The organism is Gemmatimonadota bacterium, from assembly GCA_040882465.1.
GTDB lineage: Bacteria > Gemmatimonadota > Gemmatimonadetes > Longimicrobiales > Gaopeijiaceae > JBBEBG01.
Map to the genome: position 1 here is coordinate 1 of JBBEBG010000001.1, position 26,286 is coordinate 26,286.

The 26,286-nt window shown below is 65.5% G+C and carries 23 protein-coding genes, 3 tRNA genes and 1 rRNA gene; 4 read left to right on the forward strand and 23 right to left on the reverse strand.

All coding sequences use genetic code 11. The features are described 5' to 3' along the window. The 10 genes from WEG36_00005 to WEG36_00050 all read right to left on the reverse strand — a co-directional run. Window positions 1-825, reverse strand: a 16S ribosomal RNA gene (locus tag WEG36_00005); the annotation flags it as partial. Between the two features lie 357 nt (window positions 826-1,182). Further along, window positions 1,183-1,256: transfer RNA gene (locus tag WEG36_00010), tRNA-His, on the reverse strand. 179 nt (window positions 1,257-1,435) lie between these two features. Beyond that, window positions 1,436-1,509 (reverse strand) — tRNA-Arg (locus tag WEG36_00015). Window positions 1,510-1,617: 108 nt separating this feature from the next. Beyond that, window positions 1,618-3,192 carry a phosphoglycerate dehydrogenase gene (gene serA / locus WEG36_00020; GenBank protein ID MEX1255980.1) on the reverse strand — a complete coding sequence of 525 codons (1,575 nt, stop codon included), beginning with the start codon at window positions 3,190-3,192 and terminating at the stop codon, window positions 1,618-1,620. After that, on the reverse strand, window positions 3,185-4,333 hold the full coding sequence (locus WEG36_00025) for a phosphoserine transaminase (GenBank protein ID MEX1255981.1): 1,149 nt from the start codon (window positions 4,331-4,333) through the stop codon (window positions 3,185-3,187). Before WEG36_00025 ends, serA begins: the two co-directional genes overlap by 8 nt. 149 nt (window positions 4,334-4,482) lie before the next feature. Beyond that, window positions 4,483-5,994 (reverse strand): hypothetical protein, encoded by a 1,512-nt coding sequence (locus WEG36_00030; protein MEX1255982.1) that lies wholly within the window; start codon window positions 5,992-5,994, stop codon window positions 4,483-4,485. Then, entirely contained in the window at window positions 5,991-7,514 is a 1,524-nt protein-coding gene (locus WEG36_00035; GenBank protein MEX1255983.1) for an acyl-CoA synthetase, read from the reverse strand. Before WEG36_00035 ends, WEG36_00030 begins: the two co-directional genes overlap by 4 nt. Before the next feature lie 140 nt (window positions 7,515-7,654). Further along, window positions 7,655-7,728: transfer RNA gene (locus tag WEG36_00040), tRNA-Pro, on the reverse strand. A gap of 165 nt (window positions 7,729-7,893) precedes the next feature. Next, on the reverse strand, window positions 7,894-8,145 hold the full coding sequence (locus WEG36_00045) for a DUF2158 domain-containing protein (protein ID MEX1255984.1): 252 nt from the start codon (window positions 8,143-8,145) through the stop codon (window positions 7,894-7,896). Between the two features lie 317 nt (window positions 8,146-8,462). Next, window positions 8,463-9,446, reverse strand: coding sequence for a hypothetical protein (locus tag WEG36_00050; GenBank protein ID MEX1255985.1), 984 nt, complete (start codon window positions 9,444-9,446; stop codon window positions 8,463-8,465). Between the two features lie 662 nt (window positions 9,447-10,108). On the opposite strand from WEG36_00050, the gene WEG36_00055 reads away from it, so the two are divergent. Next, complete coding sequence (locus WEG36_00055; GenBank protein MEX1255986.1) at window positions 10,109-10,891, forward strand: carboxypeptidase-like regulatory domain-containing protein; 783 nt, start codon at window positions 10,109-10,111, stop codon at window positions 10,889-10,891. Window positions 10,892-10,927: 36 nt separating this feature from the next. On the opposite strand, the gene WEG36_00060 is transcribed toward WEG36_00055, so the two are convergent. The 10 genes from WEG36_00060 to WEG36_00105 form a co-directional block, all read right to left on the reverse strand. Beyond that, the gene (locus WEG36_00060; protein MEX1255987.1) at window positions 10,928-11,686 is read right to left on the reverse strand and encodes an MIP/aquaporin family protein; all 759 of its coding nucleotides are present in this window, start codon (window positions 11,684-11,686) and stop codon (window positions 10,928-10,930) included. Window positions 11,687-11,735: 49 nt separating this feature from the next. Next, window positions 11,736-13,322 carry a glycerol-3-phosphate dehydrogenase/oxidase gene (locus tag WEG36_00065; protein MEX1255988.1) on the reverse strand — a complete coding sequence of 529 codons (1,587 nt, stop codon included), beginning with the start codon at window positions 13,320-13,322 and terminating at the stop codon, window positions 11,736-11,738. Window positions 13,323-13,346: 24 nt separating this feature from the next. Next, complete coding sequence (gene glpK / locus WEG36_00070; protein ID MEX1255989.1) at window positions 13,347-14,918, reverse strand: glycerol kinase GlpK; 1,572 nt, start codon at window positions 14,916-14,918, stop codon at window positions 13,347-13,349. After that, a complete protein-coding gene (locus tag WEG36_00075; GenBank protein ID MEX1255990.1) occupies window positions 14,915-15,985 on the reverse strand; it encodes a dienelactone hydrolase family protein in 1,071 nt (356 codons plus the stop codon). Before WEG36_00075 ends, glpK begins: the two co-directional genes overlap by 4 nt. A 73-nt stretch (window positions 15,986-16,058) precedes the next feature. After that, on the reverse strand, window positions 16,059-16,397 hold the full coding sequence (locus WEG36_00080) for a DUF971 domain-containing protein (GenBank protein MEX1255991.1): 339 nt from the start codon (window positions 16,395-16,397) through the stop codon (window positions 16,059-16,061). Beyond that, a complete protein-coding gene (locus WEG36_00085) occupies window positions 16,394-17,029 on the reverse strand; it encodes a non-canonical purine NTP pyrophosphatase (protein ID MEX1255992.1) in 636 nt (211 codons plus the stop codon). The genes WEG36_00080 and WEG36_00085 overlap by 4 nt, the downstream gene beginning before the upstream one ends. After that, a complete protein-coding gene (gene rph, locus WEG36_00090; protein ID MEX1255993.1) occupies window positions 17,026-17,748 on the reverse strand; it encodes a ribonuclease PH in 723 nt (240 codons plus the stop codon). The genes WEG36_00085 and rph overlap by 4 nt, the downstream gene beginning before the upstream one ends. Window positions 17,749-17,767: 19 nt before the next feature. Continuing rightward, window positions 17,768-18,709, reverse strand: coding sequence for a hydroxymethylbilane synthase (gene hemC / locus WEG36_00095; GenBank protein MEX1255994.1), 942 nt, complete (start codon window positions 18,707-18,709; stop codon window positions 17,768-17,770). A gap of 8 nt (window positions 18,710-18,717) precedes the next feature. Next, window positions 18,718-19,266 (reverse strand): LptE family protein, encoded by a 549-nt coding sequence (locus tag WEG36_00100; GenBank protein MEX1255995.1) that lies wholly within the window; start codon window positions 19,264-19,266, stop codon window positions 18,718-18,720. Further along, a complete protein-coding gene (locus WEG36_00105; protein ID MEX1255996.1) occupies window positions 19,223-19,960 on the reverse strand; it encodes a hypothetical protein in 738 nt (245 codons plus the stop codon). The genes WEG36_00100 and WEG36_00105 overlap by 44 nt, the downstream gene beginning before the upstream one ends. 121 nt (window positions 19,961-20,081) lie before the next feature. Here WEG36_00105 and WEG36_00110 point away from each other — a divergent pair, with 121 nt between their 5' ends. After that, window positions 20,082-20,819, forward strand: coding sequence for a UDP-2,3-diacylglucosamine diphosphatase (locus WEG36_00110; GenBank protein MEX1255997.1), 738 nt, complete (start codon window positions 20,082-20,084; stop codon window positions 20,817-20,819). A gap of 4 nt (window positions 20,820-20,823) precedes the next feature. Here the strand turns inward: WEG36_00110 and WEG36_00115 are convergent, their stop codons facing one another. The 3 genes from WEG36_00115 to WEG36_00125 are packed head-to-tail and all read right to left on the reverse strand — an operon-like array spanning window position 20,824 to window position 23,373. Next, window positions 20,824-21,495, reverse strand: coding sequence for a hypothetical protein (locus tag WEG36_00115; GenBank protein MEX1255998.1), 672 nt, complete (start codon window positions 21,493-21,495; stop codon window positions 20,824-20,826). Further along, entirely contained in the window at window positions 21,492-22,517 is a 1,026-nt protein-coding gene (locus WEG36_00120) for a diacylglycerol kinase family protein (protein ID MEX1255999.1), read from the reverse strand. The genes WEG36_00115 and WEG36_00120 overlap by 4 nt, the downstream gene beginning before the upstream one ends. After that, the gene (locus WEG36_00125) at window positions 22,450-23,373 is read right to left on the reverse strand and encodes a universal stress protein (protein ID MEX1256000.1); all 924 of its coding nucleotides are present in this window, start codon (window positions 23,371-23,373) and stop codon (window positions 22,450-22,452) included. Before WEG36_00125 ends, WEG36_00120 begins: the two co-directional genes overlap by 68 nt. Before the next feature lie 207 nt (window positions 23,374-23,580). On the opposite strand from WEG36_00125, the gene WEG36_00130 reads away from it, so the two are divergent. Next, on the forward strand, window positions 23,581-25,080 hold the full coding sequence (locus WEG36_00130; GenBank protein ID MEX1256001.1) for a DASS family sodium-coupled anion symporter: 1,500 nt from the start codon (window positions 23,581-23,583) through the stop codon (window positions 25,078-25,080). 115 nt (window positions 25,081-25,195) lie between these two features. Beyond that, window positions 25,196-26,281: a carboxypeptidase-like regulatory domain-containing protein gene (locus WEG36_00135; protein MEX1256002.1), complete on the forward strand. Its 1,086-nt coding sequence runs from the start codon at window positions 25,196-25,198 to the stop codon at window positions 26,279-26,281. Window positions 26,282-26,286: the final 5 nt, after the last annotated feature.

The window sequence follows — 26,286 nt, forward strand, 5'->3', positions numbered from 1 at the left end:
CATCGTTTACGGCGTGGACTACCAGGGTATCTAATCCTGTTTGCTCCCCACGCTTTCGCACCTCAGCGTCAGTCTTGGTCCAGGTAGTCGCCTTCGCCACTGGTGTTCCTCCAGATATCTACGCATTTCACCGCTACACCTGGAATTCCACTACCCTCTACCAGACTCTAGTTGGCCAGTATTAACTGCAATTCCCAGGTTAAGCCCGGGGCTTTCACAGCTAACTTAACCAACCGCCTACGCGCGCTTTACGCCCAGTAATTCCGATTAACGCTCGCACCCTCCGTATTACCGCGGCTGCTGGCACGGAGTTAGCCGGTGCTTCCTCACTCGATACCGTCAGGCGAGCTAAAGCTCGCTATTCGTCTCGAGCAACAGTGGTTTACACCCCGAAGGGCGTCATCCCACACGCGGCGTCGCTGCGTCAGCCGTTAGGCCATTGCGCAATATTCCCCACTGCTGCCTCCCGTAGGAGTCTGGGCCGTATCTCAGTCCCAATGTGACGGGTCGTCCTCTCAGACCCGCTACGCGTCGTCGCCTTGGTAGGCCGTTACCCCACCAACTAGCTGATACGCCGCGACCCCCCCCTCGAGCGAGAGCATGCAAGCAGAGGCCCTCTTTCATCTCACGGCCATGCGGCCATGAGGCTTTACGCGGTATTAGCCCGGGTTTCCCCAGGTTGTCCCCCACTCGAAGCCAGGTTGGTCACGTGTTACTCACCCGTCCGCCACTCGGCTCGACCCCGAAGGGTCGTCCTCGTGCGACTTGCATGTGTTAGGCACGCCGCCAGCGTTCGTCCTGAGCCAGGATCAAACTCTCCGTTGAAGTAGTTCAATCAGCTCTGGTGAACTCCGATCTCTGATCGGTGTCCGGAATCTACGTTCATTTCTCCCACCGACGCCTCACGAGGAGGTCGCCGAATCGGCAAGACGTAGTGCTTGCCGAACGTGGGCCCATTCGTTCTCTCGAGACCCGAGTTTTCAAACAGCGTTCTCTGCCACAGCGGGAAGCCGTTCCCGACCTCCCGGCTCGCGTCCGAACGGGCCTTAGTCCCGGTTCCTCGCGAGGACGTAGAGAATAAGCCTACACTGCCCGCGTGTCAACGCCACGCGGGGCGTTGTGCGACTCGCCCCGTAGGGGGTGAAATCAGGCGCCAACCGTGCATATCGGGGGTCGGCTGAGGGTGAGCGACCGGGATCGAACCGGCGACCTCCAGGGCCACAACCTGGCGCTCTAACCGACTGAGCTACGCCCACCGTGGAAGCCCTCGAACCGTCGGGGCCGCGTGCCCCGAAAGGCAACGTGGCCCTAGCAATAAAAGTTATCGGATAAAGAACCGTCGGTAAAGCGCGGGGACTCATGCGCCCCACGGAACAGCCTTCACTTCCTTGTGGTGCTCCCACCGCCCGGAGGGACAAGAAACGGGGGGAGCGAGCGCGCCCGCCAGGACTCGAACCTGGGACCCTCGGCTTAGAAGGCCGATGCTCTATCCAGCTGAGCTACGGGCGCGAAATGGCCGCGTGCGGCCGAGGGGAAGCTAAAGGAGCCGAGGAAGCGGGGTCAACGCAGGAAGATTTTCACCCATGCGCACTTCCCCACTCGCGTCCCGCTCATGCGTCAGAAAGACAGGACGCGCGCCTGGATCACGTGGGGGAGTGAGGTGATGGTCTCCATGACCTTGGGGGGCACGTCCTGGTCCACCTCCACGAGGGCGAGCGCGTCACCCGACTCGTTCCGTCCCAAGTGGAACGAAGCGATGTTGATGCCGTTGTCCCCCAGAGCGGTCCCCAGTGCCCCGATGAACCCGGGCCGGTCCGAATTGCGGGTGAACAGCATCCGCGGGGCCAGGCGTGCCTCCATGGCGATCCCCTGGATCTCCACGAGGCGGGGTCCCCCGCCCTGGAAGAGCGTGCCGGCCACGGTTCGATCTCCCCGTTCGGTGCTCACGGTGAGTCGGATGAGCGTCTCGTATCCCTCCGCCCGGTCCCGCTCGACGGTCGTCACGTGGATGTTCCGTTCACGGGCGAGCACGGGGGCGTTCACCGCGTTGACGCTCGCCAGGAGCGGCGAGAGGAGTCCCTCGAGCGCGGCGGCGGTGACCGGCCGGTTGTTCAGTGTCGCCGCATGCCCGGAATAAGAGATCGTGACGCCCTGGAGCCCGGTCTCGGTGATCTGGCCGGCGAAGCTGCCGAGCTGGCGCGCGAGCGCGATGTAGGGCGCCAGAAGCGGGGCCTCCTCGGCGGTGACGGAGGGCATGTTTACGGCGTTCGCGACGGCGCCAGTGAGGAGAAAGTCGGCCATCTGTTGTGCGATCTGGACTGCAACCTTTTCCTGCGCCTCCCCCGTGCTCGCCCCGAGGTGCGGCGTCACGATCACATTGTCCAGCTCGAAAAGGGGATGATCCCCCGGGGGCTCCATTTCGAAGACATCCACCGCCGCCCCCGCGACGTGCCCCGAGACCACGGCCTCATGGAGTGCCGCTTCGTCGATCAAACCGCCACGCGCGCAGTTGATGATGCGGACGCCAGGTTTGGTGCGGGCGAGCGCCTCCCGGCTCAGGATGTTGCGCGTGCTATCGTTGAGCGGAGTATGAAGCGAGATCACGTCGGCCCTCGCCAGGAGCTCGTCGAGCTCGGCCCGCTCGACACCCAACTCCTGGGCGCGCTCGGGAGAAAGAAAGGGGTCGTAGGCCATGACCTTCATCCCGAGCCCCTGAGCCCGGGAAGCGACGATCGACCCGATGTTTCCGCATCCGATGAGGCCCAGTGTTTTCCCGGCGAGCTCCATCCCCATGAAGCGAGATTTTTCCCACTTCCCGCTACGGGTCGAGCGATCGGCCGCCGGGATCTGACGGGCCAATGCCATCATGAGGGCGATCGCATGTTCCGCCGTCGTGACGGAATTCCCGAAGGGGGTGTTCATGACGATCACGCCCCGTGCCGTCGCGGCGGGAACGTCGATGTTATCCACGCCGATCCCGGCGCGCCCGACGACCCGGAGGCGGTCGCCGGCGTCGAGGACTCTCTCCGTGACCTTCACGGCCGAGCGTACCGCCAACCCATCGTAGGCGCCGACGAGGGCCACCAACTCGTCTTCGGACAGGCCTGGGCGGTAGTCCGCCTCGACTCCCCGGTCGGTGAGTACCTGGACGGCCGCTGGACTCAGCTTGTCCGCGATGAGGACCTTAGCCACGGGCCGCCTCGGTGAAGGCCCAGTCCAGCCAAGGAGTGAGGGCGGTGAGGTCGGAGGCTTCCACCGTCGCGCCTCCCCAGATCCGAAGTCCCGGTGGAGCGTCGCGGTAGGCCGCGATGTCGTAGGCTACCTTCTCTTCGGAGAGGAGGGAGACCATGCGCTTGATGAGCTTCGCCCGGTCTTCTTCCGGAAGCGCGGTGACCTCGGGCGCAACCACGCTCAGACAGATGGAGGTCGGAGAACGCGTCTCCGGGCTGCGCGCCAGAAAGTCCACCCAGGGGGTTCGCTCGACCCACCCCGCGATCGCCGCGAAGTTCTTCCGCGTGCGTTCCATGAGGCCGGGTCCGCCTCCGACACGTTCCGCCCAGCGCAGGCCGTCCAATGCGTCCTCGACGCAGAGCATGGAAGGAGTATTGATCGTCTCTCCCTTGAAGATTCCGTCGAGAAGTTTTCCGCCTTTGGTCAGTCGGAAGACCTTCGGGAGGGGCCAGGGCGGCGTGTAACTCTCCAGCCGTTGGACCGCGCGCGGGCTCAGCGCGATCATCCCGTGCGCCCCTTCCCCGCCGAGCACCTTCTGCCAGGAATAGGTGACGACATCGAGCCGGTCGTAGGGAATCTCCATCCCGAAAACGGCCGATGTCGCGTCGCAAATGGTCAGGCCCTCCCGGTCCGGGGCGATCCAGTCCCCATTCGGGACCCGAACACCGGACGTGGTCCCATTCCAGACGAAGACGATGTCCCGGGCCGAACTCACCGACTCGAGGGTGGGAAGCTCTCCGTAGGAAGCTTCGAAGGCTCGGACATCCGGGAGCTTGAGCTGCTTGCGGACATCGCTCACCCAGCCCGCACCGAAGCTCTCCCAGGAGAGGATGTCCACCCCGCGCGCGCCGAGAAGAGACCAGAGCGCCATCTCGAAGGCCCCGGTGTTCGAACCCGGCACGATTCCGAGCCGGTAGTCCTTCGGGAGCCCGAGAAGTGAATGCGACCGCTCGATGACCTCGGCGAGGCGTTCCTTGGCGGGAGCCGCTCGATGGGAGCGCCCGACCAGGGCGCCTTTCAGTGCGTCGAGGGTCCAGCCGGGACGTTTTGTGGTGGGCCCCGACCCGAAGGCGGGGTTATTCGGACGTTCGGTCGGCTTCATGTCGGAGAGGCTTCGCGGGAGTGCCCGGCCGATTCTTCCTCCAGTACGACCGGAGGGATGCGGAAGCAGCGGAGCGTTGGGGTGAAAACCGGGATGGGCCAAGTCTAGAGTTTTGTCGCCGGAGGTCAACCGAGGAGACGATTCGACCTTCATCCGCGAACGGCCGAGGCGGCGGCCAACGCCTCGGTTTCCAGCTCGCCGAAGAGTCGATCCACCGTTTCGACGCGGGCAGGCGGAGTCAGGACCGCGACCCCGACGTACGCCCCGAAAGACAGAAGGACCGCCGGGAAAACTTCGTGGATGACGGCGGAACCCGGGACGTATTCCCAGACGAGAAGGACGACGAGCCCCGCCACGAACGACGACATGACGACCGGTCCATTCCCGCGGCGCCAGAAGAGCCCGAGGAGAACGGCCGGGAAAAAGCAGGCAGCGTAGAGGGCGCCCGAAAAGGCGGTCAGGGTCACGATCCCGGACGCCGGGTTCAGAGAGATGACGGCCGTGATGGATGCGAAGAGGGCCACGTACCACCGCGTTTGCCGCAGGGCACCCGCATCCGTTTGACCGGGCCGGAAGATACCGACGATGTCGCGTTCGCAGGTCGAAGCCATGACGAGGAGGACGCTGTCCACGGACGACATCGCAGCGGCCACCATGGCGACCATCAAGAAGGCCGCGGTTCCGGAGCTGAAGACTTCGCGTGAGATGAGGAGCTGCGGGACGACGAGGTCGGTATCCGTGATTCCCGAGCCCAGGATGCCGTGCGCAAAGAGGCCCAGCGGAACCAGGCACGCGTACACGACGGCGAAAAGCCCGACGGAGACCCACATCCCGGTCCTCAGGGCCCTGGCGTCTGCGAGGGCGTAAAAGCGCGAGAGCTGGCGCGGCTCCACGGCCATCTTCACGGTCGCCGAAAAGAGTGTGCCGAGGAGGAGCGGAAGAGCGATTCCTCCTCGAAACGAAAGGAGCTGAGCTCCCTCCGGTGTGGCCCTGAGCGATTCCATGGCACCGAGTCCTCCCGCCGCGCTCGCCGTTCCCCAGATCAGGACGATGCCCGCGATGGCGAGAACCACTCCCTGGATCGCGTCCGTACGCACGACGGAGATGAATCCTCCGACCGCCGTGTAGAGCATGGTGACGAGGAAGACGACCCCGATCGCCCAGACATACGGCATCTCCATGTAATACTCGAGGAGGTGACCGATTCCCTGAAAAACCGCGCTCAGATAAAAAAAGGAGGCGAAGAGGATGATGTTCGCCGCGAAGACGCGCGCCGGCGTGCTCGAAAATCGGAGACCGACGAAGTCCGCGATCGTCAGCGAGTCCAGCGCTTCCGTGAAGCGGCGGAGGCGCGGAGCGATGGCAATCCAGGCCAGGAGCGCGAAGCCGACGAGAAAGGGGACGAGGAGAAACCAGGGAAGCCCCCACGCATAGGACTGCCCGGCGAATCCCACGAAGCTGTTCGTGCTCCCGTAGGTTGCGAAGAAGGAGAGCCCGATAACGACCCCGCCCATCGAGCGTCCGCCCACGTAGTAGTCCGCGAGCCCCTTCGTATCCTTGTTCCCTTTCCAGGCGTGCCAGGCGAGCATCACCGTGTAGAGGGCGAGAAGAGAGTGGAGCTGCCAGTATTCCCGCAGGTTTTCGAAAATCGCGTCAATCACGGGGCCGCTTCCTTGAAGAGCTTCGTGACCTCGGGCTTCGTGACTTTTCCCATGGCGTTGCGCGGGAGATGCGCCAGGGCCAGAACGACGGAAGGCACCTTGTACGGCGCGAGCCGTTCCTTCGCCCAGGTACGGAGGGAGGCCGCCTCCACCTCGCATCCCTCATGCGGGACGACGGCGGCCCCCACCCGTTCCCCCCACTCCTCGTCCGGAATCGCGACGACGGCGCACTCGGCGATTTCCGGATGCGTGCGAAGAACTTCCTCGACCTCGAGGGCCGACACCTTATAACCTCCGGTCTTGATGATGTCCACGCTTCGGCGGCCCAGGATTCGATAGTCGCCGTCCAGGACGACCGCGACGTCACCGGTCTTGAACCACCCCTCCCGGAACGAACGCGCCGTTTCTTCGGGCCGCCGCCAATATTCCTTGAACACTGTGGGACCGCGGACTTCGATCTCCCCTTCCGACCCCGCAGGGACTTCCCTTCCCTCCTCGTCCACGAGTCTGACCTTCATTCCGGGCAGTGGCTGCCCGACGAATCCGGGGCGCCGCATTCCCCGGAGAGGGTTCGAGAGGGCCATCCCGATCTCCGTCATCCCATAACGTTCGAGGAGGACATGACCGCTCACCTCCTTCCACCGCTCGAGGAGCGTGACGGGAAGGGCCGCGGATCCCGAAACCATGAGCCGCATGGCCCGGCACCCTTCGGACCTCGCCTCACGGAGAGCGGGGGAAGCCGCTTCCCAGCTCGCGAGAAGCTTCGAATAAACCGTCGGGACGGCCATGAAGAGGGTGAGGTCGCCGAGGGCGATGCCTCTCCACGTCTCTTCGGCGTCGAAGCCGGGGAGGATCTGGCAACATGCACCCGACCAGAGCGCGCAGGTGAGCACGTTGACGATGCCATGCACGTGGTGCAGCGGAAGAACGAGGAGAATCTGATCGTCGGCGCTCCATTCCCACGCGTCCACGAGAGAGGCGACCTGGGCCTCCAGATTCGAGTGGGTGGTGACGACCCCCTTCGGGCGCCCCGTGGTTCCGCTGGTGTAGAGCATCAGCGCGCGGCGGCCCCGGTCCAGGGTCGGGAATGTCCGGGACGGGATTTCCGGGAGTCGTGGAATGATCTCCGACGTGAGGAGGACGCGGATTCCGCGATTCTCCGCGGCGGACCGAATTCGCTCCGCGAGCTCCGGGTGGAGGACGAGGGCGGCCGGCTCTCCGTCGTCCAGGACGTATTCGAGCTCGGGCGTCGGATGGGAGGTCGCCAGGGGGACGGCGATACCGCCGGCCCGCCAGATCCCCCACTGGACCGCGACGTAGTCGAAACCGGGCGGGGCGAGGAAGGCTACGCGTTCCTCCGCGAGATCCGTGGCGTCCAAAAGGAGGGCGTGCGCCACCGCTGACGAAGAAGCCAGAAGGTCCGCGTAGGTGAAGACCCCCTCCGGCACGACGATGGCCCGTCGGTTGCCATGGAGGCGGGCACGCTGGACCAGGGAGAGGTCATCTCCGGATGGGCTCAAGGTGTCGCGGTCCGTTGAGAGGACGGAGGTGGGAATTTTCGACCCGAGCCGCGTAGCTCTTCGAGAACAGTCGGGGCGCCCGGATTAGGCTCGCTTCGCTCACCAGATCCGGTCGCGGGACTCCTGGATCATACCGTCAGTCGGGGCGCCCGGATTCGAACCGGGGACCTCCTGCTCCCAAAGCAGGCGCGCTACCGAGCTGCGCCACGCCCCGCAAGTGTTTCTCCTACAATGCGTTAACTACATTGTGCCACGTGCTCCAAGCACTCATTAGGGCACGAATAGGGCACAACATTTCGGTCCTGCCCTGTCTGGTGCGCTCGGCTGGGGCCAAGCGGCGATTGGGCACGGGCGCGGGTCACTTATCTCCCGATTTCGATCAGACCCGGAATCCAACTCGGCCCGGAGCGGGAACGTCTGCGGCGGCTTCCAACGCATCTTCGGGATACGTCGCCGACTCGCGGTATGCACCGACGAACCACTCGCACATACATTCGATCGTGAACCCGCCGAGGCCGTCGCCGACGGCCTCAAGGGAAGCGACCGTCATGCGAGGTCCACCGGATTTGAGTTGTACCTCGTCCCCTTCAGCGTACCTCGGACTGATCGGAGCACCCTTTGGGAAGTGCATCCAGCCTCCTTGCTTGCGTTCTCACAGGGTACCTTGCCCCGCACATTGAAAATCACGCGACCCAGCCCAGCTCGGGTCAAGACCCTCTTCGTTCGTCGGCAGTGATGCGGAGCGGGCGAAGGGGGGTGGAGGCGAGTTTCTGACGCTTGTGTCTACGGTCCGCTACTTCACTTCGGGGTCGAAAGCCGGGCGGTCGTGATCCCCGAAGATAATCTCCTCCCAAAGCGGGCCCGCTGAAGTACGGAACGGTCAGCGTGTGGACCCAACCACGAGAGAGGTCCGTGCCTGCACGGCCTCACCACTGCTCCGGTCATGGCCTACATTCGAATCGCGTTGATCGCGAAGGTCTGGTTGACGCAGTCTGTGCCGGCTGGTTCTCCGACGAACTCAATCGTGAGGACCGCTGTCATGGTATTAGCTGAATCGAAGGATCCCACAATCTCGTAAAACTCACCCCCCGAGTAGGCTGAGTTGACCGTGAACGCGCCATCGAATGGGGGTTGCCCGAACATGACACCTGGCTTGTCACTTCCTACTGACGTGAGCGTGATGAGCAGATCGGTGTGAGTCACCCCCAAACTGCTGAAGGAGACATTAACAAGCGGCAGATCCGGCGCACCGCACACGTAGTCAATCTGCTCGTGGGCCCACAGTCCAGTGAAGTCCGTGGCAATCGGTTCCGTGACGGTCAAGGTGACGCACGCTGTGCCGCTCAAATTCGCGGCAGTATCGGTCGCGCGAATGCAGATCTCGTGCACTCCGACGGATGGCGCCTGGAGGTGCCCAATCACCAGCTCGTCGGACTCGTCAAAGGTCCCATCCGCTGCAGCCATCGCGGTAAACGATCCTCCATCCACCTGAAATTCAGCAGAGGCGATGGAAGAGCCACCGGTGCCGAGGTCGTTTGCCTGGGCCGTAAGCTGCACGACGTCGGTCGTGAGCGCGGGGTTCGGTAGCGCAGCAGCATGCTGGACGAGCGGGGCTTCCCCATCGAGAAAGGTCGCCGTGAATACGCCAAATATCAGGGGAGCACCGGTCGCAGGATCCACTGCTCTCGCCTCGACACGCTGGACGCCCTCACTGCCCAAAGTCCATCGCTCACGAGCAGTGCCCTGTTGATCCGTGATGGCGGCACCTGCGAACACCGTGCCTCCCCCGCTGACTACTCGAAAGTTGATGATCTGTCCTCTCAGTGGACGGCCGCGAGAATCCTCGGCGCGAACAACCAGGGGGTCGGCAAGCTCCACCCCGGGCGCGCCGACTTGTTCGTTGCCCGAGACGACCGAGAATGCCGGCTCCATGGGCTCGATGAGTGAGGTCGCCGAGTCGCTATCGCAGGAAATGAGAAAGAGTGCCGGAGCAGCGAATCGGAGCAGTCTTATCGCGGACTTGGCCGAAGTGACGGACGCCGGTGCCATAACGACCTCAGGGGATGAGGTCCAACCCCAAGTCGAGCTGTGAGGCTCCTTCTCAACGGAGCCGCCAACGGAGGTGGCGGACGCTGGGGTAGCGGAAGGCGACGAGCAACGTAGTAGCGGCCCGAACTCATCGCAATCCTGCGCGTCGGCGCTGCCTCGGCGACGTCACAGATGAGAGGCGGGCGAGCGTGCTTGCATCCAATTTGGGTCGACTACTGCTCAGACGCCGGCCGACGCCCCCGGACCCAACCGACGGCTGAATCCAGCATTCCCAACGCTAGCCGACGCTGGCCGACGGCAGAAATGCGCTCCCAAAGCAGGCGCGCTACCGAGCTGCGCCACGCCCCGAAACCACGTTCGTCGCACTGAAGTATCCCTGCCGCTTCCCCCCCGGGGAGCCTTGCCACCCCGGGGTTTGAGGCAAATCTAGGGCGAACCCGGCACCGGAGGAACGCTTTACGCAACGAGGCATTGGCGCGGGCCGCCGTGCAGCGGGTAGATTCGACCCGGAAGTTTCTCGTCGCGACAGATGGACAGGAAGTGCGATGCGACCCGCAACGGCCGGTTCCCAAATTCGCTGCGCGGCCCTCGGCGCCGCGGCCTTTGTTGTCCTGCTTGCCGTACCGAGCTCTCTCAGGGGCCAGGCGATATCCGGCCGCTTTGTGGACGAGGGGACTCAGGCCGGGATCGCGGCCGTGCAAGTGGCAATCCGGAATGCCGAGGGAGAACTGGTGGGAACCGGCGTCTCCGACAGTGAGGGTCTATTCCGGGTGTCGCTTCGGGCGGGCGGCGGGCCGCTCCGGCTCGAAGTCGAACATCTTGCCTATGTCGGGCCCGGGATCGACTCCCTTTTCGTCGGTGCGAGTGAAGACCTAGCCCTTTCCGCCATCGCCCTCGAGCCGCGGCCGATCGCCCTGGATCCGGTCATTGCGAGGGCGCCTCCTGCGCCCTGGGTCACCCGGGGTGAGGCATGGGTTCGCCGAAACCAACTCCTGGAGAAGGGGACGTTCCTGGCGGGAGCGATCGTTGGCCTCCTGAAGCCGCCATCCCTCACGGACCACATTGCCGAAGTGGCAGGCCTCGCGGTCCGCGTCAGTCCCAGCGGATACAAGACTCTCTGGCACCCCGACTCCGGAAATGGAGAGGACTGCATTGACGTGCGGCTCAACCGTTGGCCCCTTCTGTATCCCATTGATTATCTCCCGCTTGCGGACATAGCCGGAATCGAAGTCTACAAGGACGCGATTGACGTCCCCATCGCCTATGCGTGGGACCACGATCGGCGGTGCGGAATCGTGAATATCTGGATGTGGGACTCATGGCGATGACGCGTTCCGACGAGCTCGCTTCGCGGTGATGTCAGGTCACCCCAGGACGTTCACCGAACCGCCGCTCAGGGCCATGTAGGCGACTGCCGCGAGGACTCCTCCGGCCAGCGGGCCGGCGACCGGAATCCAGGCGTAACTCCAGTCGCTGTCGCGCTTCCCTCCCGGCATCGGCACGATGGCGTGGATGATTCGGGGGCTCAGGTCGCGTGCGGGATTGATCGCGTACCCGGTGGTGCCCCCGAGGGCGAGCCCGATGACGAGCACGACGAGCCCCACGGGGAGCGCATCGATCGCTCCGAGCCCCCCGGGGCCGCCGTCCAATCCTGCCACGTTCGGTGCGGCGAGGTAGAGGACCGCGAAGACGAGGGCGAACGTCCCGATCACTTCCGAAATGAAGTTGGCTCCGGTGCGGCGAATGGCGGGACCGGTGCAGAAGACCGCGAGCTTCGCATCGAGATCGGTCGTGGCGCCGAAGTGCGGGTGATAGTGCACCCACACGAGAAAGGCTCCGAGGCCCGCTCCGAGGAACTGGGCTGCCAGATAACTCGGAACCATGTCCCAGGGAAACTCTCCCGCGGCCGCGAGCCCGACCGTCACGGCGGGATTGATGTGCGCCCCGCTGAAGGCCGCGACGCAGAAAACCGCCACGAAGACGGCCATCGCCCACCCCCATGTGATCACGATCCATCCCGAGTCGGCCCCCTTGGTGCCCCGGAGGACGACGTTCGCCACGACGCCGTCGCCGAAGAGGAGGAGGAGAGCCGTGCCGACGAATTCAGCCATGAAGGGTGACATGGTCGGGTTCCTAGTGTTGAAGAGATGTGAGGAAGAGACCGAGGAATCTTTATGCGCTCGCAGCGGTGAACCCGCTCTCCGACCAGAGATATCCCGATGCGAGAACCGCGTAGGCCTCGATCTGAGACTCCTGCCATCCCGCGTCCCGACCCAACTCCTCCGCCATCCACCGCGCCACTTGGGGCGCCATCACCATGCTCGCGCGGGCGTCGATGAGGAGCATGCGGCTGCGGCGGGAGAGGAAGTCCTCGACGGTTCTGGCCGCCTCGTGCCGCACGGCCCAAACGACCTGGGCCACACGCACATCGTAGTCGGGATGTAGGCGCTCCCCGTAACGCCGGTCCTCCTGCATCAGCGATTGGATCAGGGGAGCGTCGGCACCATAGTCCGACAGGGTGGCAAATTCGTCCGCCCGCGTGTGGTATCCGTGGATATGGAGCCCCTTGGTGACCGACTCGCGGTCCTCGAGTCCCGCCAGGGTGGCCGCCTGGTCTATCGTGTCCTCCGCCATCCTCCGGTAGGTGGTCCACTTGCCGCCTGCGATCGTCACGAGACCGGAGTCTGAGATATCGAGTGTGTGGTCCCGGGAAAGGGACGCGGTCCCCTCGTGGGAGTCGTGGCTGACGAGAGGTCGAAGGCCCGCGAAGACGCTGAGGACGTCCTCGGGCTTCGGATCCTGAGTCAGATAGCGGGCCGTGTGCTCCAGGAGGAACGACACCTCCTCCGCGAGGGGATGCGGTTCGAGCGAGATTGTCGCGACGGGAGTGTCGGTCGTACCGACCACAACACGGTCGTGCCAGGGAATCGCGAATAGGACGCGCCCATCGTCGGTCTTGGGCACCATGATGGCGCTGTCGCCGGGAAGAAAGGATCGGTCCAGAACGATATGCACCCCCTGGCTGGGTGAGATCATTCGCACCGCCTCCGGATCGTCCATCTGCCGCACCGTGTCGGAGAAGACTCCCGTGGCATTGACGACCACCTTCGCGGAGAGCTGGTAAGATGCCCCGCTCTCCTGATCCACGGCACGAACCCCGCGTATCTCGCCCTCTTCCTTCAGAAGTCCGGTGACCTTCACGTAATTGAGAAGGATCCCCCCCTGCTCTGCCGCCGTCTGGGCGAGGTTGATCGCGAGGCGCGCGTCATCGAATTGGCCGTCGAAGTAGATGACCCCACCGTCCAATCCCTCCGGCTCGATCGTCGGAATCCGTTCGATCGTCTCCGCCTTGGATAGGTGCCTCGACCGCCCGAATCCTGAACGGCCGGCGAGAACGTCGTACATCTTCAGGCCGATGCCGTAAAACGGCCCTTCCCACCAGCTATAGTTTGGAACGACGAAAGGTAGATTTCGTACGAGGTGGGGCGCATTGCGTAGGAGGAGGCCCCTCTCCTTGAGTGCCTCGAGGACGAGCGAGACGTTTCCCTGGCGGAGATACCGGACTCCCCCGTGTACGAGCTTCGTCGAACGACTCGACGTTCCCTTGGCGAAGTCGTGCTGTTCCAGGAGAAGCGTGCGGTATCCGCGGGACGATGCGTCCACGGCGCACCCGAGGCCGGTCGCGCCCCCCCCGATGATGATGACGTCCCACGGGTCCTTCTGGGTCTCCAGCGCCCGTGTCATCAGCTCTCTCCGCATGGCGCCATTCCCTCCGCGGAGTGACTAGCGGTCCCACGCTTTGGCGCGGTCCAGCGCCTTTCGCCACCCCGCCCGGAGCGCGGCGACCGCGTCGCTCCGCATCTCCGGGTTAAAGCGGCGATTCGCCTTCCACTGCGACGAGATTTCTTCCTCGTCCTTCCAGTAGCCCACGGCCAAACCGGCCAGGTACGCAGCCCCGAGCGCCGTGGTCTCGAAGACCTCGGGCCGGACGATCGGGACCTGGAGAAGATCGGCCTGGAATTGCATGAGGAGATTGTTCTGGGCCGCCCCGCCGTCCACTCGGAGCTCCCGAATATCGATCCCGGAGTCCGCTTGCATCGCTTCGAGAACGTCCGCGACCTGATAGGCGATGCTTTCGAGGGCGGCGCGCGCGAAGTGCCCGCCGGTCGTACCCCGGGTGATCCCAACGATCGTTCCGCGCGCGTATGGGTCCCAGTGCGGGGCGCCCAGCCCGGCGAAGGCCGGCACCATGTAGATCCCGCCATTGTCCTGGACGGTACGGGAAAGCTCTTCGACTTCGGAGGCCGATCGAATGAGCTTGAGCCCGTCCCGCAGCCACTGGACCACCGCGCCCGCGATAAAGACGCTTCCCTCGAGGGCGTATTCGGTGGTGCCAGCCACCTTCCAGGCGACCGTGGTGAGCAGGTTGTTCTTCGAAGGGACCGCCTCCGTGCCCGTGTTCAGAAGCATGAAGCAGCCGGTGCCGTAGGTGTTTTTCACCATCCCCGGTTGCGTGCAGCGCTGGCCGAAGAGCGCGGCCTGCTGGTCGCCCGCCACACCGCTGACCGGGATGGGATCGGGGAAGACTCCCCGGGCGGTCTCCCCATACACCTCGCTCGACGCACGCACCTCGGGGAGGAGCGAGCGCGGAACCTGGAGGGTGCCGAGGAGCTCATCGTCCCACTCCCCCGTGTGGATGTTGTAGAGGAGTGTCCGGCTGGCGTTGGTGGCGTCCGTGACGTGCAGTCCTCCTTTCGTCAGGTTCCAGATCAGCCAGCTGTCGATCGTGCCGAAGCAGAGCTCGCCTCTCTCCGCCTTCTCTCTTGCGCCGGAGACTTCGTCCAGGATCCAGCGCACCTTCGTCCCGGAGAAATATGCGTCCAGGACGAGCCCAGTCTTGTCGCGAAAGACCGGCTCGTGCCCTTCCGATCTGAGTCGATCGCAGAGCTCGGCCGTGCGCCGGTCCTGCCAGACGATTGCGTTGTGGATCGGCTTTCCTGATTTCCGCTCCCAGACGACCGTCGTCTCGCGCTGGTTCGTGATGCCGATGGCCGCGACCTCTTTAGAGGTGATCCCTGCTTGGGACAGAGCTTCCGCCGCGACTCCCATCTGGGACGACCAGATCTCCCGGGGGTCGTGCTCGACCCAGCCCGGACGCGGGAAGATCTGCTCGAATTCTTTCTGCGCGACCGCAGCGATTCCTCCCTCGCGGTCGAAGACGATCGCCCGGGAGCTGGTGGTTCCTTGGTCGAGCGCGAGGATGAAGGTCATGGAGATCCCTTGCGGCTCAGAGGTTTTGGGGTGGGAAACTATGAGGCGGAGAGCGGAGAGTCCTGCCCCCCGCGTGCGCCTCAACCGCCTGGCGTTCCCGGTGTGGCCCCGCCCCGGCCCTGATTCGCCGGGGGAGGAATCATGCCGGGAGTGATGGGTCCCACGTTGGTCCCTTTCGACACCGCGCTGAAGAAGTGGAAGACCTTCTCCATGTGCTCGGCGCCTCTGCGGATCCAAAACTCGTGATCCGCGCCGGGAACCTCGACGTAGAGATGCTGCGCACCGATCTCCTGGAGCCACATGGCGGACCGGCGGGAACCATTGGCGCTCACGATCGAATCGAATTCGCCGTGCATCAGGAACACCGGAACGGACGCGAAGCTCGCGGCCGCCTCCGCGCTCGTGATCCCTCCGGCGCCGGCGAGGGGCGCCACCCCCGCCCAGACGTCATTGTATTTCCCGCCCAAGTGGTAAGTCCCGCTCCCTCCCATCGAGTGACCCATGAGATAGACGCGGTCTTCGTCCACGTTGTAACTCTCGCGAATCAGGCCGAGAACCTTCATCGCGTCGATCTCCGAGAGCTCGCCAGTCGTGTACCGCGCTCCGGTGGCTGGATTCATCTGTGCGGATTCGACGGCACTTCCAGGGCGGCTCCCCCACCATCCGGAGAGGTTGAAGCCCATTGGGGCGACGACGATGAAGCCGTAACGTTCCGCGAAGTCCGTCGTCCCGTCGAAGAGGATCTGCTGGAGAGGGGTAATGTTCAGTCCATGGAGATCCACGATCAGCGCGATCGGGACATCGGGATCGTACGAAGTGGGAACGAAAAGCGTGTAAGGCATCTCCGCGTTCGCTTCCGCGAGATGATATGTGCATTCGAGGATGCGCCGTTGCGTAGCGGTCAGGGGAGGCTGCGCGGAGCGCGGAATACCGCCGAACCCGGCGGAGATGTCCGGCGCCGGGATGCCGGGGAGCGGAGATCCGTCGTGTTGGATATTCGGCGTTCCCGCGCTGGCATCGGCGTTCGCCTGTGCGACGAACGCGCAGTTCTGATCCGGGGCCGGCTGGGCCGCACTCTGCGCTCCCCGCGCGGTGACCGGGGACCCCATAAGTGTCCCGACGAGCACTAAAGCCAGCTTCCAGCTTTTCATCGTGGTCTCCGCGGAGTGCCGTCGCGGCCCGAGCCCCGCGCACTCGGAGCGTCGCGCCGGAAAGTGGCGCCGATTATAGATCCGGTCCGGAACCGCCGCAATCTTCGCAGGGGCAGATCGCGCGGAGGTAGTCGAATGGAAAGATCCCCGTTCCGTGACCGTCGCTCCAATCGAATCGAAGCGCATACTTGCCGACGTAATGGATAGCGACGGGAAACAGATCCTCGGGGACGCTCGCGGCTTCCAGGCGGGGCTCTCCCGTCAGCTCATCCACGCATCCCGCGCAGCGGCAGGCGAGCCGAAGGTCGCGCGGCGCATACTCCGAAACGTGTCCGTCGCTCCAGAGGATGCGAAGCGCGGAGGCGTCCTCGTTGGGCCCGATTTCCGCCGGCCTGGCCTTCGCCGGACTCAACCTTTGTTTGCCCGGGAGGCGATCAGATGCCCGGCCAACGCTCGAAAGGCCGCGCCGCGATGGCTTCGCGCGTCTTTCTCCGCGGGAGAGAGCTCGGCGAAGGTCTTTCCTTCCAGGGGATCGAAAAAAAGGGGATCGTATCCAAATCCCCCCTTTCCCCGGGCGTTTCCCAGGATCAGACCCGAAGCCTTCCCTTCGAATAGGTGCGGCGGCCCTTCGCCCTCGACGAGCGCGGCGATACACACGTAACTCGCCTTCCGCTCGGCCAGGTCGAGGTCGCCGAGAAGCCTGAGAAGGTATTCGTTGTTCGCCCGGTCCCGCTCCTCGTCCGTAAGGAGCTCGCCTCCAGGACAAAAACGCTTGGACCGCACACCCGGGAGGCCGCCAAGCGCGTCCACGCAGATTCCGGAGTCGTCCGCGACCACGGGAAGTCCGGAAAGGGTGTGGAAATGCCGGGCCTTCGCGAGTGCATTTTCTTCAAAGGTCTCGAAGCGCTCGATGTCCTCCTCCTCCGCGGTGGGGCGCACACCGGCATCGTTGAGGTCGAGGAGCTCGAGCCCGGGGACCCCACGGAGAATCGCCCGGATCTCGCCGAGCTTGTGAGCGCTCCGGGTCGCGACAACGAGTCTCACGGAACCAGGCCGTCGAGAAGGGCGCGTTGTCGCGAAGCGAGAGTGTGGATGCCCCTCTCGGCGAGGTCGAGCATCCTCTCGAAATCCGTCCGCGGAAAGGGATCGCCCTCCGCCGTCCCCTGCACCTCGACCAGGTTTCCGTCGGCGGTGGCAACTACGTTCATGTCCACCCGCGCCGCCACGTCTTCGCGGTAGTCCAGGTCGAGGAGGACCTCCTGGCCGATCAGCCCCACGCTGACGGCGGCGACGAGCCCTCTCAGTGGCGACCGCTCGATCAGTCCCTCCGACGCGAGTTTCCGGCAGGCGAAGGCAAGCGCCACACATCCGCCCGTGACCGATGCCGTGCGTGTGCCCCCATCCGCCTGGAGAACGTCGCAGTCCACGATGACGGTCCGGGGTCCGAGCGCCTCGAGGTCCACGATGGACCGAAGCGCACGCCCGATCAGCCGCTGGATCTCCTGGGTTCTCCCCCGGGGTCCGGTGCGCTCGCGCGCCCCGCGCGTATGGGTGGCACGTGGAAGCATGGCATATTCGCCGGTCACCCATCCTGATCCCCCGGGCGTACGCCAGGCCGGCACTCCCTCCTCGACGGATGCGGCGCAGAGGACCTGCGTGTCGCCGAACGCGACCAGGCAGGACCCCTCCGCGTACGCGGACGGATTCGCTTCCAGACGAATGGGGCGGAGCGCATCCACTCCTCGGCCGGCGGCGCGCGTCATTCGCGCTCCTCTTTTCGGTTCAACGATCCCCTTCCCTTTCCGGCAGCTGAAGCGCCCCCAGGAGAAGGTCGGCGCCGCGTTCGAGGAGGCGGGCGGCGACGTGCTCCCCCAGCGCCACCGACGAACCCGCGAGCCCCGTGGCCTCCGCGCGCACCAACCGTCGCCCATCGGGCGAGGCCACGAGTCCACGCAGCCGAATTTCACCGTCGAAGGGGAGACCCAGGGCGGCCACCGGGAGTCGGCAACCCGCCCCGAGCGCATGGAGGAGGGCCCGCTCGGCTTCCGTGGCCGCGCGCGTCGGCTCGTGGTCCAGCGGCTGGAGCCAGCCGGCTCCGGCCCGATCCTCGGATCGCACCACGATCGCGAGCGCTCCCTGGCCGGGAGCGGGGAGCCAGCTCCCCGCCTCCAGGAACTCCGAGATCCGGCCCGCGAGGCCCAGCCGCCGCACCCCGGCCGCGGCGAGGACGATCGCGTCGAACTCCCCTTCATCCACGCGCCGGATCCGCGTCTCGACATTGCCGCGAATGTCTTCGACCCAAAGGTCCGGGCGAGACGCGCGGACGAGCGCCATCCGCCGGAGGGAGCTGGTTCCGATCCTCGCGCCGGCCGGAAGGGTGAGGAGCGTCGCGCCGCTCCCCTCCGAGGCGATGATGACGTCCCGCGCGTCCTCGCGCTCGGGGATGGCTCCGATGGAAAGCCCGGGTGGAGATTCGGTGGGGAGGTCCTTGAGCGAGTGAACCGCGAGGTCGACGCGTCCTTCGAGGAGCGCCGAGTCCAGCTCCTTCGTGAAGATCCCCTGGCCGCCGATCTCGGAGAGGGGGTGGTCCTGGAGGACGTCCCCGGAGGTTCGGATCGTCACGAGCTCGATCTCGGCGCCCGATCGCTTCTCCAGGCGATCGGCCACCCACCGGCTCTGCGTCAGGGCGAGCCGCGACCCACGTGTTCCCATCCGGAGCTTCATCCCGCCGGTCACCAGTTGGACTGAAGGCCGTCTATGATCGACTGGACGATCCGGGTGATCGCGAGCTCGCGGCCGTCCTCTTCGAACTGTGACTCCTCGAGGAACTCCCCGCGTTCCGCGAGTGCGGAGTTTTCCCAGAGAATCAAGTTGTTGACCTGGTCAATCACCTGGACCTCGACCGTGAGGAGGACCTGGCGCTCGATGATTTGCGCTCCCAGGCCACCGCTGGGGTCGGGGCGGTATTGCGGGGTGTCCACGCTGTAACGAAGGATTCGTCCACGCACGACCGCTTCAGCGAAGTCTTCGCCTCCCGTCCGGACCCCGAAGCTTCGCGGGAGCTGGTCCACGAGCCGCTGATGCAACTCCTCGGTCAGCTCGAACCGGTCCGTCTCGTTTTCGAAGGGGATGACCGCGAGCGTTTGGACATGGTTGGGAAGCCCCGCACCCGCCTGAAAGGTGTAGTTGCACCCCGCGAGGGCGCAGGCGAAGAAGAGGCCCAGGATCCCGGGGGCTTTAGAGCCCCAGGTCCCAGATATCCGACGGGTACGTCTCGACATTCTCAACCTCTTCCAGGGTAATTCGGAGCTCGCGGACCTCGCCGAGATGCCGATAAGTCGCCTCCCGTGGGAAGCGCTCTCCGTCCACACGCACGAGCCGGAGCTCCTCATTGACTCGTTCCCCCTGGAGGAGCTCGACGCGCTCGACGCGGTTTCCGCGAAGGCTGTAAATGAGATCGCCGCCCATTGTGGAGAAATAACGGAGCTCGACTACGCCACTCGACTCCCAACGCCCTCCACGGAGCCGGCTCAGCTCCCCCGGCCTGAAGATCCCGAGCGTGCCCCAGAGGAGCGCCGGAGGTGGGAGCTCGGCCTGCCGCTCCGCCTTGACCCGGAAGTTGTCGCCCTCGACTGAGGCGGCCGCGGCCAACTCGCCGTTCGAGAGGAAAAGGTCGAGCCTTGCGCGATAAGGCGGTTCGATCCGCGCCACACCCCTCCCGCCGATCCGAGTGCCCGGCTCGTTGTACGTCCAGGAAAAGACCAGCCGGTAAGGGGAGTCGAGCGACGACGCCCGAGACGCGGCGCTCGCGAGTTGACCCGCGTCGAGAGGTGGCTCGGCCACTTGGGGTGGGGTGGAGGCGCAGGAGCCGACTACAAAGAGCGATGCCGCCAAGTAGGCCCGTGCGGCGCGTGAAAGCCGGGGCGGTGCCTCTCGTTCCGAAACCTCCGTTTCCATCGCGGGCTTCACCGTCACGGGTCCCCTCGAGGGCGTTCATGGCCCGATTCAACGCGTCGAATTCAAGATAACCACGCGGCCGGGTTCGGTCACAGAGACCGGCTTCCCACCCCCTGGGGATCCCCCTAAGTTCCCGGGCATGCCTTCCCAGGCCGTCTACGTGGCATCCGACGCGCACCTCGGCGCCGCGCCAACCGAGCTGGAAGCGGCCTTCCTCCGGTGGCTCGAGTTCGCCGGGGAGCGGGCAGGGCTCCTCCTGATCAACGGCGACCTTTTCGACTTCTGGTTCGAGTGGGGAACCGTCATTCCCCGGGGGCACACGCGGGTCCTGGGGCTCCTCGCCCGCATCGTGGATTCCGGAGTTCCGGTCCATCTCCTGGGGGGCAACCACGACTGGTGGGGCGGGTCGTACCTGACCGACGAAGTGGGCCTCATCTTCCATCCCGGACCGGTCCACCTCGACCTCGCCGGGCGGCGCGCCCTCGTGGCGCACGGGGACGGTCTAGGCGGGGGTGACCTGAGGTACCGCATGCTGAAACGGGTCCTGCGAAGCCGCGTCAGCCGCAGGGCATTTCGGTGGCTGCATCCCGACTGGGGCACCGCGATCGCCCGCGGAGTGTCGCGAACCGAGGTGGCCACGACCGGTCCTGTGGACGCACATCGCAGGCGATCGGAATTTCTCGAAAAGTGGGCGCGGGACCGCCTCCTCGAAGACCCGGACATCGATCTCGTCCTCCTCGGGCACACGCACATTCCCATGCGCGTGGAGGTCGCCCCCGGACGGTTCTACCTAAATTCGGGCGACTGGGTCAGGAGCGGCACCTACCTCGTCATCGAGGAGGGTGTACCGCCGGTCCTCGAAAGCTGGGAGCGCTGAACCTTCAGCGTCCGCGGGAGCCGGATGGGCGCCTTCCCAGCGGTAAGGAGAGCGTCAGCTCCACCCCGCCACTCGGCCCCGCGGGCACGGCCTGCAACGCGAGGGGCTCGGGAAAGTCCATGAGGTGGGCGGATACGAAGGCGTCCGCCGCGCCGAGCAGGACGAGGAAGATAGAGACCGCCGCCCAGTCCTCGACCTGTTGCCCTCGCGATTCCTCGAGCACCTCCCATGATCGCACGGCCGGATCCGCGGCAATCGCGGCACTGAGAGAGTCCGGATGGGACATCCCCATGGCCTCCAAGCGAGAGCGCACGGCCATGCGTTCGACGCGTACCAAAGATCGGGCGTCGGACCGCCGGCGCATGGCCGTCCCGAGCATCCAAAGCCCGCCGCTCTGGGCAGCGACGTAGAACCCTCCCCGCGTGTAGGTCCGGGTCGCGACGTGTCCCCAGCCGGGGATTACGAGAGCGCGGAGGAAGGCTCCGCGAGGCGTCACGGGCTCGGCGGCATCCGTGCCGGTGCGCGGGAGAAAGATCGAGTCTGCGGGGAAAAACTGCGGCTGTCCCGGCGGCTGCCCTTGTTGGCCCGCGGCCGGGGAAGCGAAGAGGAACCCTCCAAGCAACGCCAACCCGAACGGTAGTGCCAGCTTCAGGGCTACTTCCTCCACGCGCCTCATGCGGCTTCGCCGGCCGGCTCGAGGATCGGAAGGCACCGGGGCAACACTTGGATCGCCAGGGAGGGGGTCTCGTCCGCCATCAACTCGCCATCCAACTCGAAGGAAAGGGGTCGTCCGTCCATCGGACGAATCTCTACACGCGTAACCTGCGCCTGGTGCACTTCGGGCTTTCCGTTTAGCGAGCCCCGAAGGATGCCGGGAAGGTATCGTATCACCTTTCCGAGGCCGAGCTTCTCCACGAGGAAGAGGTCCAAGAGCCCGTCGTCCGGTCGCGCGTCGGGGGACACGAGGAAGCCGCCGCCGATCGAATGCCCGACGGTCACCGCGGAGATGAGGACAGGGGCCTCGATGGTTTCACCTGGCGTGCCTTGGCCCTCGAAGGTGACCTGGAGCGATAGCGGCCGAAACCCCGCGAGCGCCGGCACGAACGCAGCCAGGTACTGGAGGAGCCCGGGGAGCTTCGCAAAGCGGGGCCGATTGCGGAGAACTTCCACGTCGATCCCCACGCCGACCAGGTTCACGAAGTGTCCCTCCCCCCCTTGCCAGCGGGCATGCCCGACGTCGAAGGCACGCTCGGTTCCGCCGAGGAGGGCGCGGACCGCGGCTTCCGGGCCCTTCGGAGCTCGGATGAGCCGATGGAAGTCGTTTCCCGTTCCTACCGGGAAGACGGCAATCGCGGGAAGAGGTGGGGTACCGGCACCGAACCCCTTTCCCGAAAGAAGACCGCTCACGACTTCGTGAATCGTCCCGTCCCCACCCACGACGAGGATTCGCCAGGCTCCCGCATCCCGAGCCTGGGCCGCGATCGCCTCCGCGTGCCTCGGGGCTTCCGTGAGGTGGAGGATGAAGTCGGCGCCGGCGCGCTCGAGGAGCCGTTGCACCGGAGGAATCGCTCGCGCGCCCTTCCCTCCGGCCGCGTTGGGATTCGCGATGACGTGGATGGGACCCAGCGACTCACTCCTCCGGGCGGTGCGCCACGAGGAGGGGGTGCCGGGAGCCGCGCACGATCTTGTCCGCGACACTCCCGAGAAGGAGCCGACTCACGCCGCCCCGTCCGTGCGTCGAGAGGGCAATGAGATCCACCTTTTCCGCCTCCGCCACCTCCAGAACGGCCCCGGCGGCATCTTCTCCATCCAGGATGCGCGTGTCCACTTTTCCGAATCCGCGCGTCGCCAGCTGCGCCGCGACCGTCGTCAGGTACTTCTCCATCTGCGTCCTCCTCTCCGTCGTGAGCGCCTCTTCGGTCACGGCATGCGGGAGGTAAACGCTGGAGAGCGGAAAGGGTTGGTGGATTACGGTGGCGAGGGTCACCTTCGCGCCTCCTCTGGGAACGACGGCGGGGAGGAGGTCGAAAACGGACTCCGCGGCCGTGGACCCGTCCAGCGGGACGAGCACATGGTGGGGGAAGTCGGATTCCCGGAAGGGATCCTCTCCTTCTTCTTCACCCGGGAGGAGGAGCAGGGGGAAGGTGCCCTGCCTGAGGAGCTGATCGGCGACGCTCCCCAGCCATGCCCGCTGCCACGCTCCGCGCCCATGGGTCGTGAGCACCACGAGATCGGCCCCGATCTCCTTCCCGATCCCGACGAGCGTCCGAGCGACCGGGCCGACCCGCACATGGGTGACGAAGGGCGTCGTGGATCCGGACGTGGCGAGCTTGTCCCGGACCCCTCCGAGATACTTCTCCGCCCGTTTTTTTTCGTCGTCGAACCAACGGGAGACGATCTCTCCGTCGCCCGACGCGAGCGGGATCGGAGGGAGGTCCGAAACGACGGACGCCAGGTGCAGTTCGGCGCCGAGCCGTGCCGCCAGGCTCGTCGCCGGGGCGAGCGCCCGCTCCGCAAACTCCGAGCCGTCGAGGGGAAGGAGGATTCGTTTCATCGTTGACACTCCTCGGTCGGAGGGAAACCCGCGAACTCCACGAGCTCCAGGCCGCGAGAGGGAGAGCCCGTGCGCGGATCGCCGGTCCCCGCGTGGTGGCGCAAGATGCCCCGGTGCACCCGGCGAAGACAAGACCTTGCGCCCCCGCCCGGGTTCCAACCCCTTGTAAGCCGGAACGGCCAGGATCGATTTCCGGGGAGGGTCGGCATGGCGCTGGAAGAGAGCGGCCGGGCAGGGGCGGGCGCGGGCGGCCGAACGGCGGCCCGCGTGGGGCTTTTTCTGGGTCCGGTGAGCTTGTTGGCGACGTTGATCGTCCCGGCGCCCGGCGGGATGTCCGACACCGCCTGGAAAGTGGCCGGTGTCGGCCTGCTCATGGCGATCTGGTGGGTGACGGAGGCCATTCCCCTCGCCGTCACGGCACTCGTCCCCATCGTGCTCTTTCCCCTGGAGCGCGTCTCCACGGTGGAAGCCGCGGCCGCTCCCTTCGCGAATCCGGTAATTTTCCTCTTCATGGGCGGCTTCATGCTCGCCCAAGCGATGCAGAGGTGGAATCTCCATCGCCGCTTGGCCTTTTCGATCATCGGTGTGACCGGCACCGCACCCCGCAGATTGATCGGCGGGTTCATGGCCGCCTCCGGATTCCTCAGCATGTGGGTGAGCAATACGGCCGTTGCCGTGATGATGCTCCCGATCGGCGTCTCGGTGATCCAGGTCGTGCTCGGGGAGTCGGATCGCCCCGGCGAAGCGGAGAGCCGGATGGAAGAATCCGGGTTCGCGGTCGCCCTCCTCCTCGGGATCGCATACGGCGCGAGCATTGGGGGGATCGCGACCCTGATCGGGACGCCACCGAATGCGCTCCTCGCCGGTTTTCTCTCCCAGGAGCTCGGCATCGAAATCGGCTTTGGAAGGTGGCTCGTCGTCGGCCTGCCTCTTTCCATCATCTTTCTTCCCCTCGCGTGGATCGCACTGACCCGGGTGGCGATCTTCGTGGACCCGCACGGTCCCGAGCTCAACCCGCAAATCCTCCGTTCCTTTCGAGATTCCCTTGGACCCCGGAGCCCCGCCGAGACCCGTGTGGCCTGGGTTTTTGGCATCACCGCCGTGGCCTGGGTCATTCGTCCCCTCATCGAACGGGCGATCCCGGGACTTTCGGACACCGGGATCGCGATTGCCGCGATGATTTCCCTCTTCCTGATCCCGTCCGGACGGGGGGGGCGTGACGGGGTGCTCAATTGGGAGTGGGCGAAGCGAATCCCCTGGGACATCCTTCTTCTGTTCGGGGGCGGGCTTTCTCTGGCCGGAGCGATCGGGTCCTCGGGGCTCGCGGAGTGGATCGGGGGAAGCCTGGAGGCGGCCCGGGTAGTTCCGACCCTAGGACTCATGTTTCTCGTGACGGTGCTCCTCGTCTTCCTCACCGAGCTGACGAGCAACACCGCTACGGCGGCGGCCTTTATTCCAATCCTGGCGGGACTGGCCGCGTCCCTGGGAACGGATCCCCTCTATCTCACGATTCCGGCCACTCTGGCCGCGAGCTGCGCATTCATGCTTCCCGTGGCCACCCCCCCGAACGCCATCGTCTTCGGAAGCACCTTCATTCGGATGGGGCACATGGTTCGGGCGGGGATTTACCTGAACGTGATCGCCTGCATTCTCATTCCCCTGATCACCTTCGTGGTCATCCGGCTCTTTTTCGCGGCGGGTTCCTGAAGGTCCGGGCGAGGCCCCGCCCAGCCACCCACGGCCGGACAGTCGGCGTGGGAGGGAACTCCGGCACGCGGAACTGGCTATCACCGTTCAGAATGACCACCCCCTACGCTCCCAAATGAACCGACTCTCCCTCGTCGCGCTTTCCGTCCTGACTCTTCCCGCGATGGGCCTCGCCCGATCGGCGGCGGGTCCGAGCGGGAATGCCCCCCTCACAGGCGTCGTTCGAGAAGATTCGGGTGTGCCGGTCGCGTCGGCTCGGGTGGAGCTCTGGTTCGATACCCGCCGGCTCGCATCCGGCCAGACCGATCCCTCCGGACATTTCGAGCTCCTTCCTCCCGAAGATTGGTCGGAGGGGTGGAGGATTCGGGTGAGCCGCCTCGGCTATGAGGCGCTGGATGCTCCGGTACCCGTGGGTGTGGCGAGTCTCGACTTGGTTCTCGTGGCGGCCCCGATCGCCATCACGGGGCTCCAGGTGGACGCCGATCGCGACATCTGCTCGGCGCGCGACGACCGGACCGCGCGGGAGCTCTGGCGTCTGGCCGCCGCGCGCACTGATCCGGGGCTCGACACCGTGGGGATCGCGAGCTACACCCAGCTCCGGGTAGATACCGTGACCGCCAGCTCCTCGGGAGTGCCGGGGTTGATCGGCGCCGAGCCCGGTACGCGCGCCTCCGCGCCGCTCCTTCGCTTGAGCTGGGATCGCAGGGTGCAGCGGGAGGGTTACGCTTTTCCGGTGCGTCGGACGGATTCGGCCCAGTCCTACGACTCGTGGGGGTACCCGCCCCTCGAGGCGGACTTCGCCCCACACTTCGCCAGCGAGTCCTTTGGAAATCTGCACACCCTCCATGTGGACAAAGCGGATGTGGATGGATGGATTCTTAGATTCTGCGGTCGCCGGAAGAACGATCCCTATCTCGAAGGGGTGATCGAAATCGGTCCGGACACCCTGATTCGACGGGTGGAGTGGCACTTCCGCACCGAGGATCCGCAGGAAGGGGCGGGCGGGTGGGCAGGATTTCCCCCTTCCTTCTCGGAGGAAAATCGCCAGATCCTACTTCCGACGGAGAGCGTGACCTGGCGCGCCCTTCCGGGGGGTGAGGTCGTACGACGCGCCCAGTGGTACGAGGGGTGGATCACCGTTCAGGGCGATTCGGTCCCCTTCCTTCCACTCCGCACCGCAGCTTCGGGCGAGGCTCGATAACACGG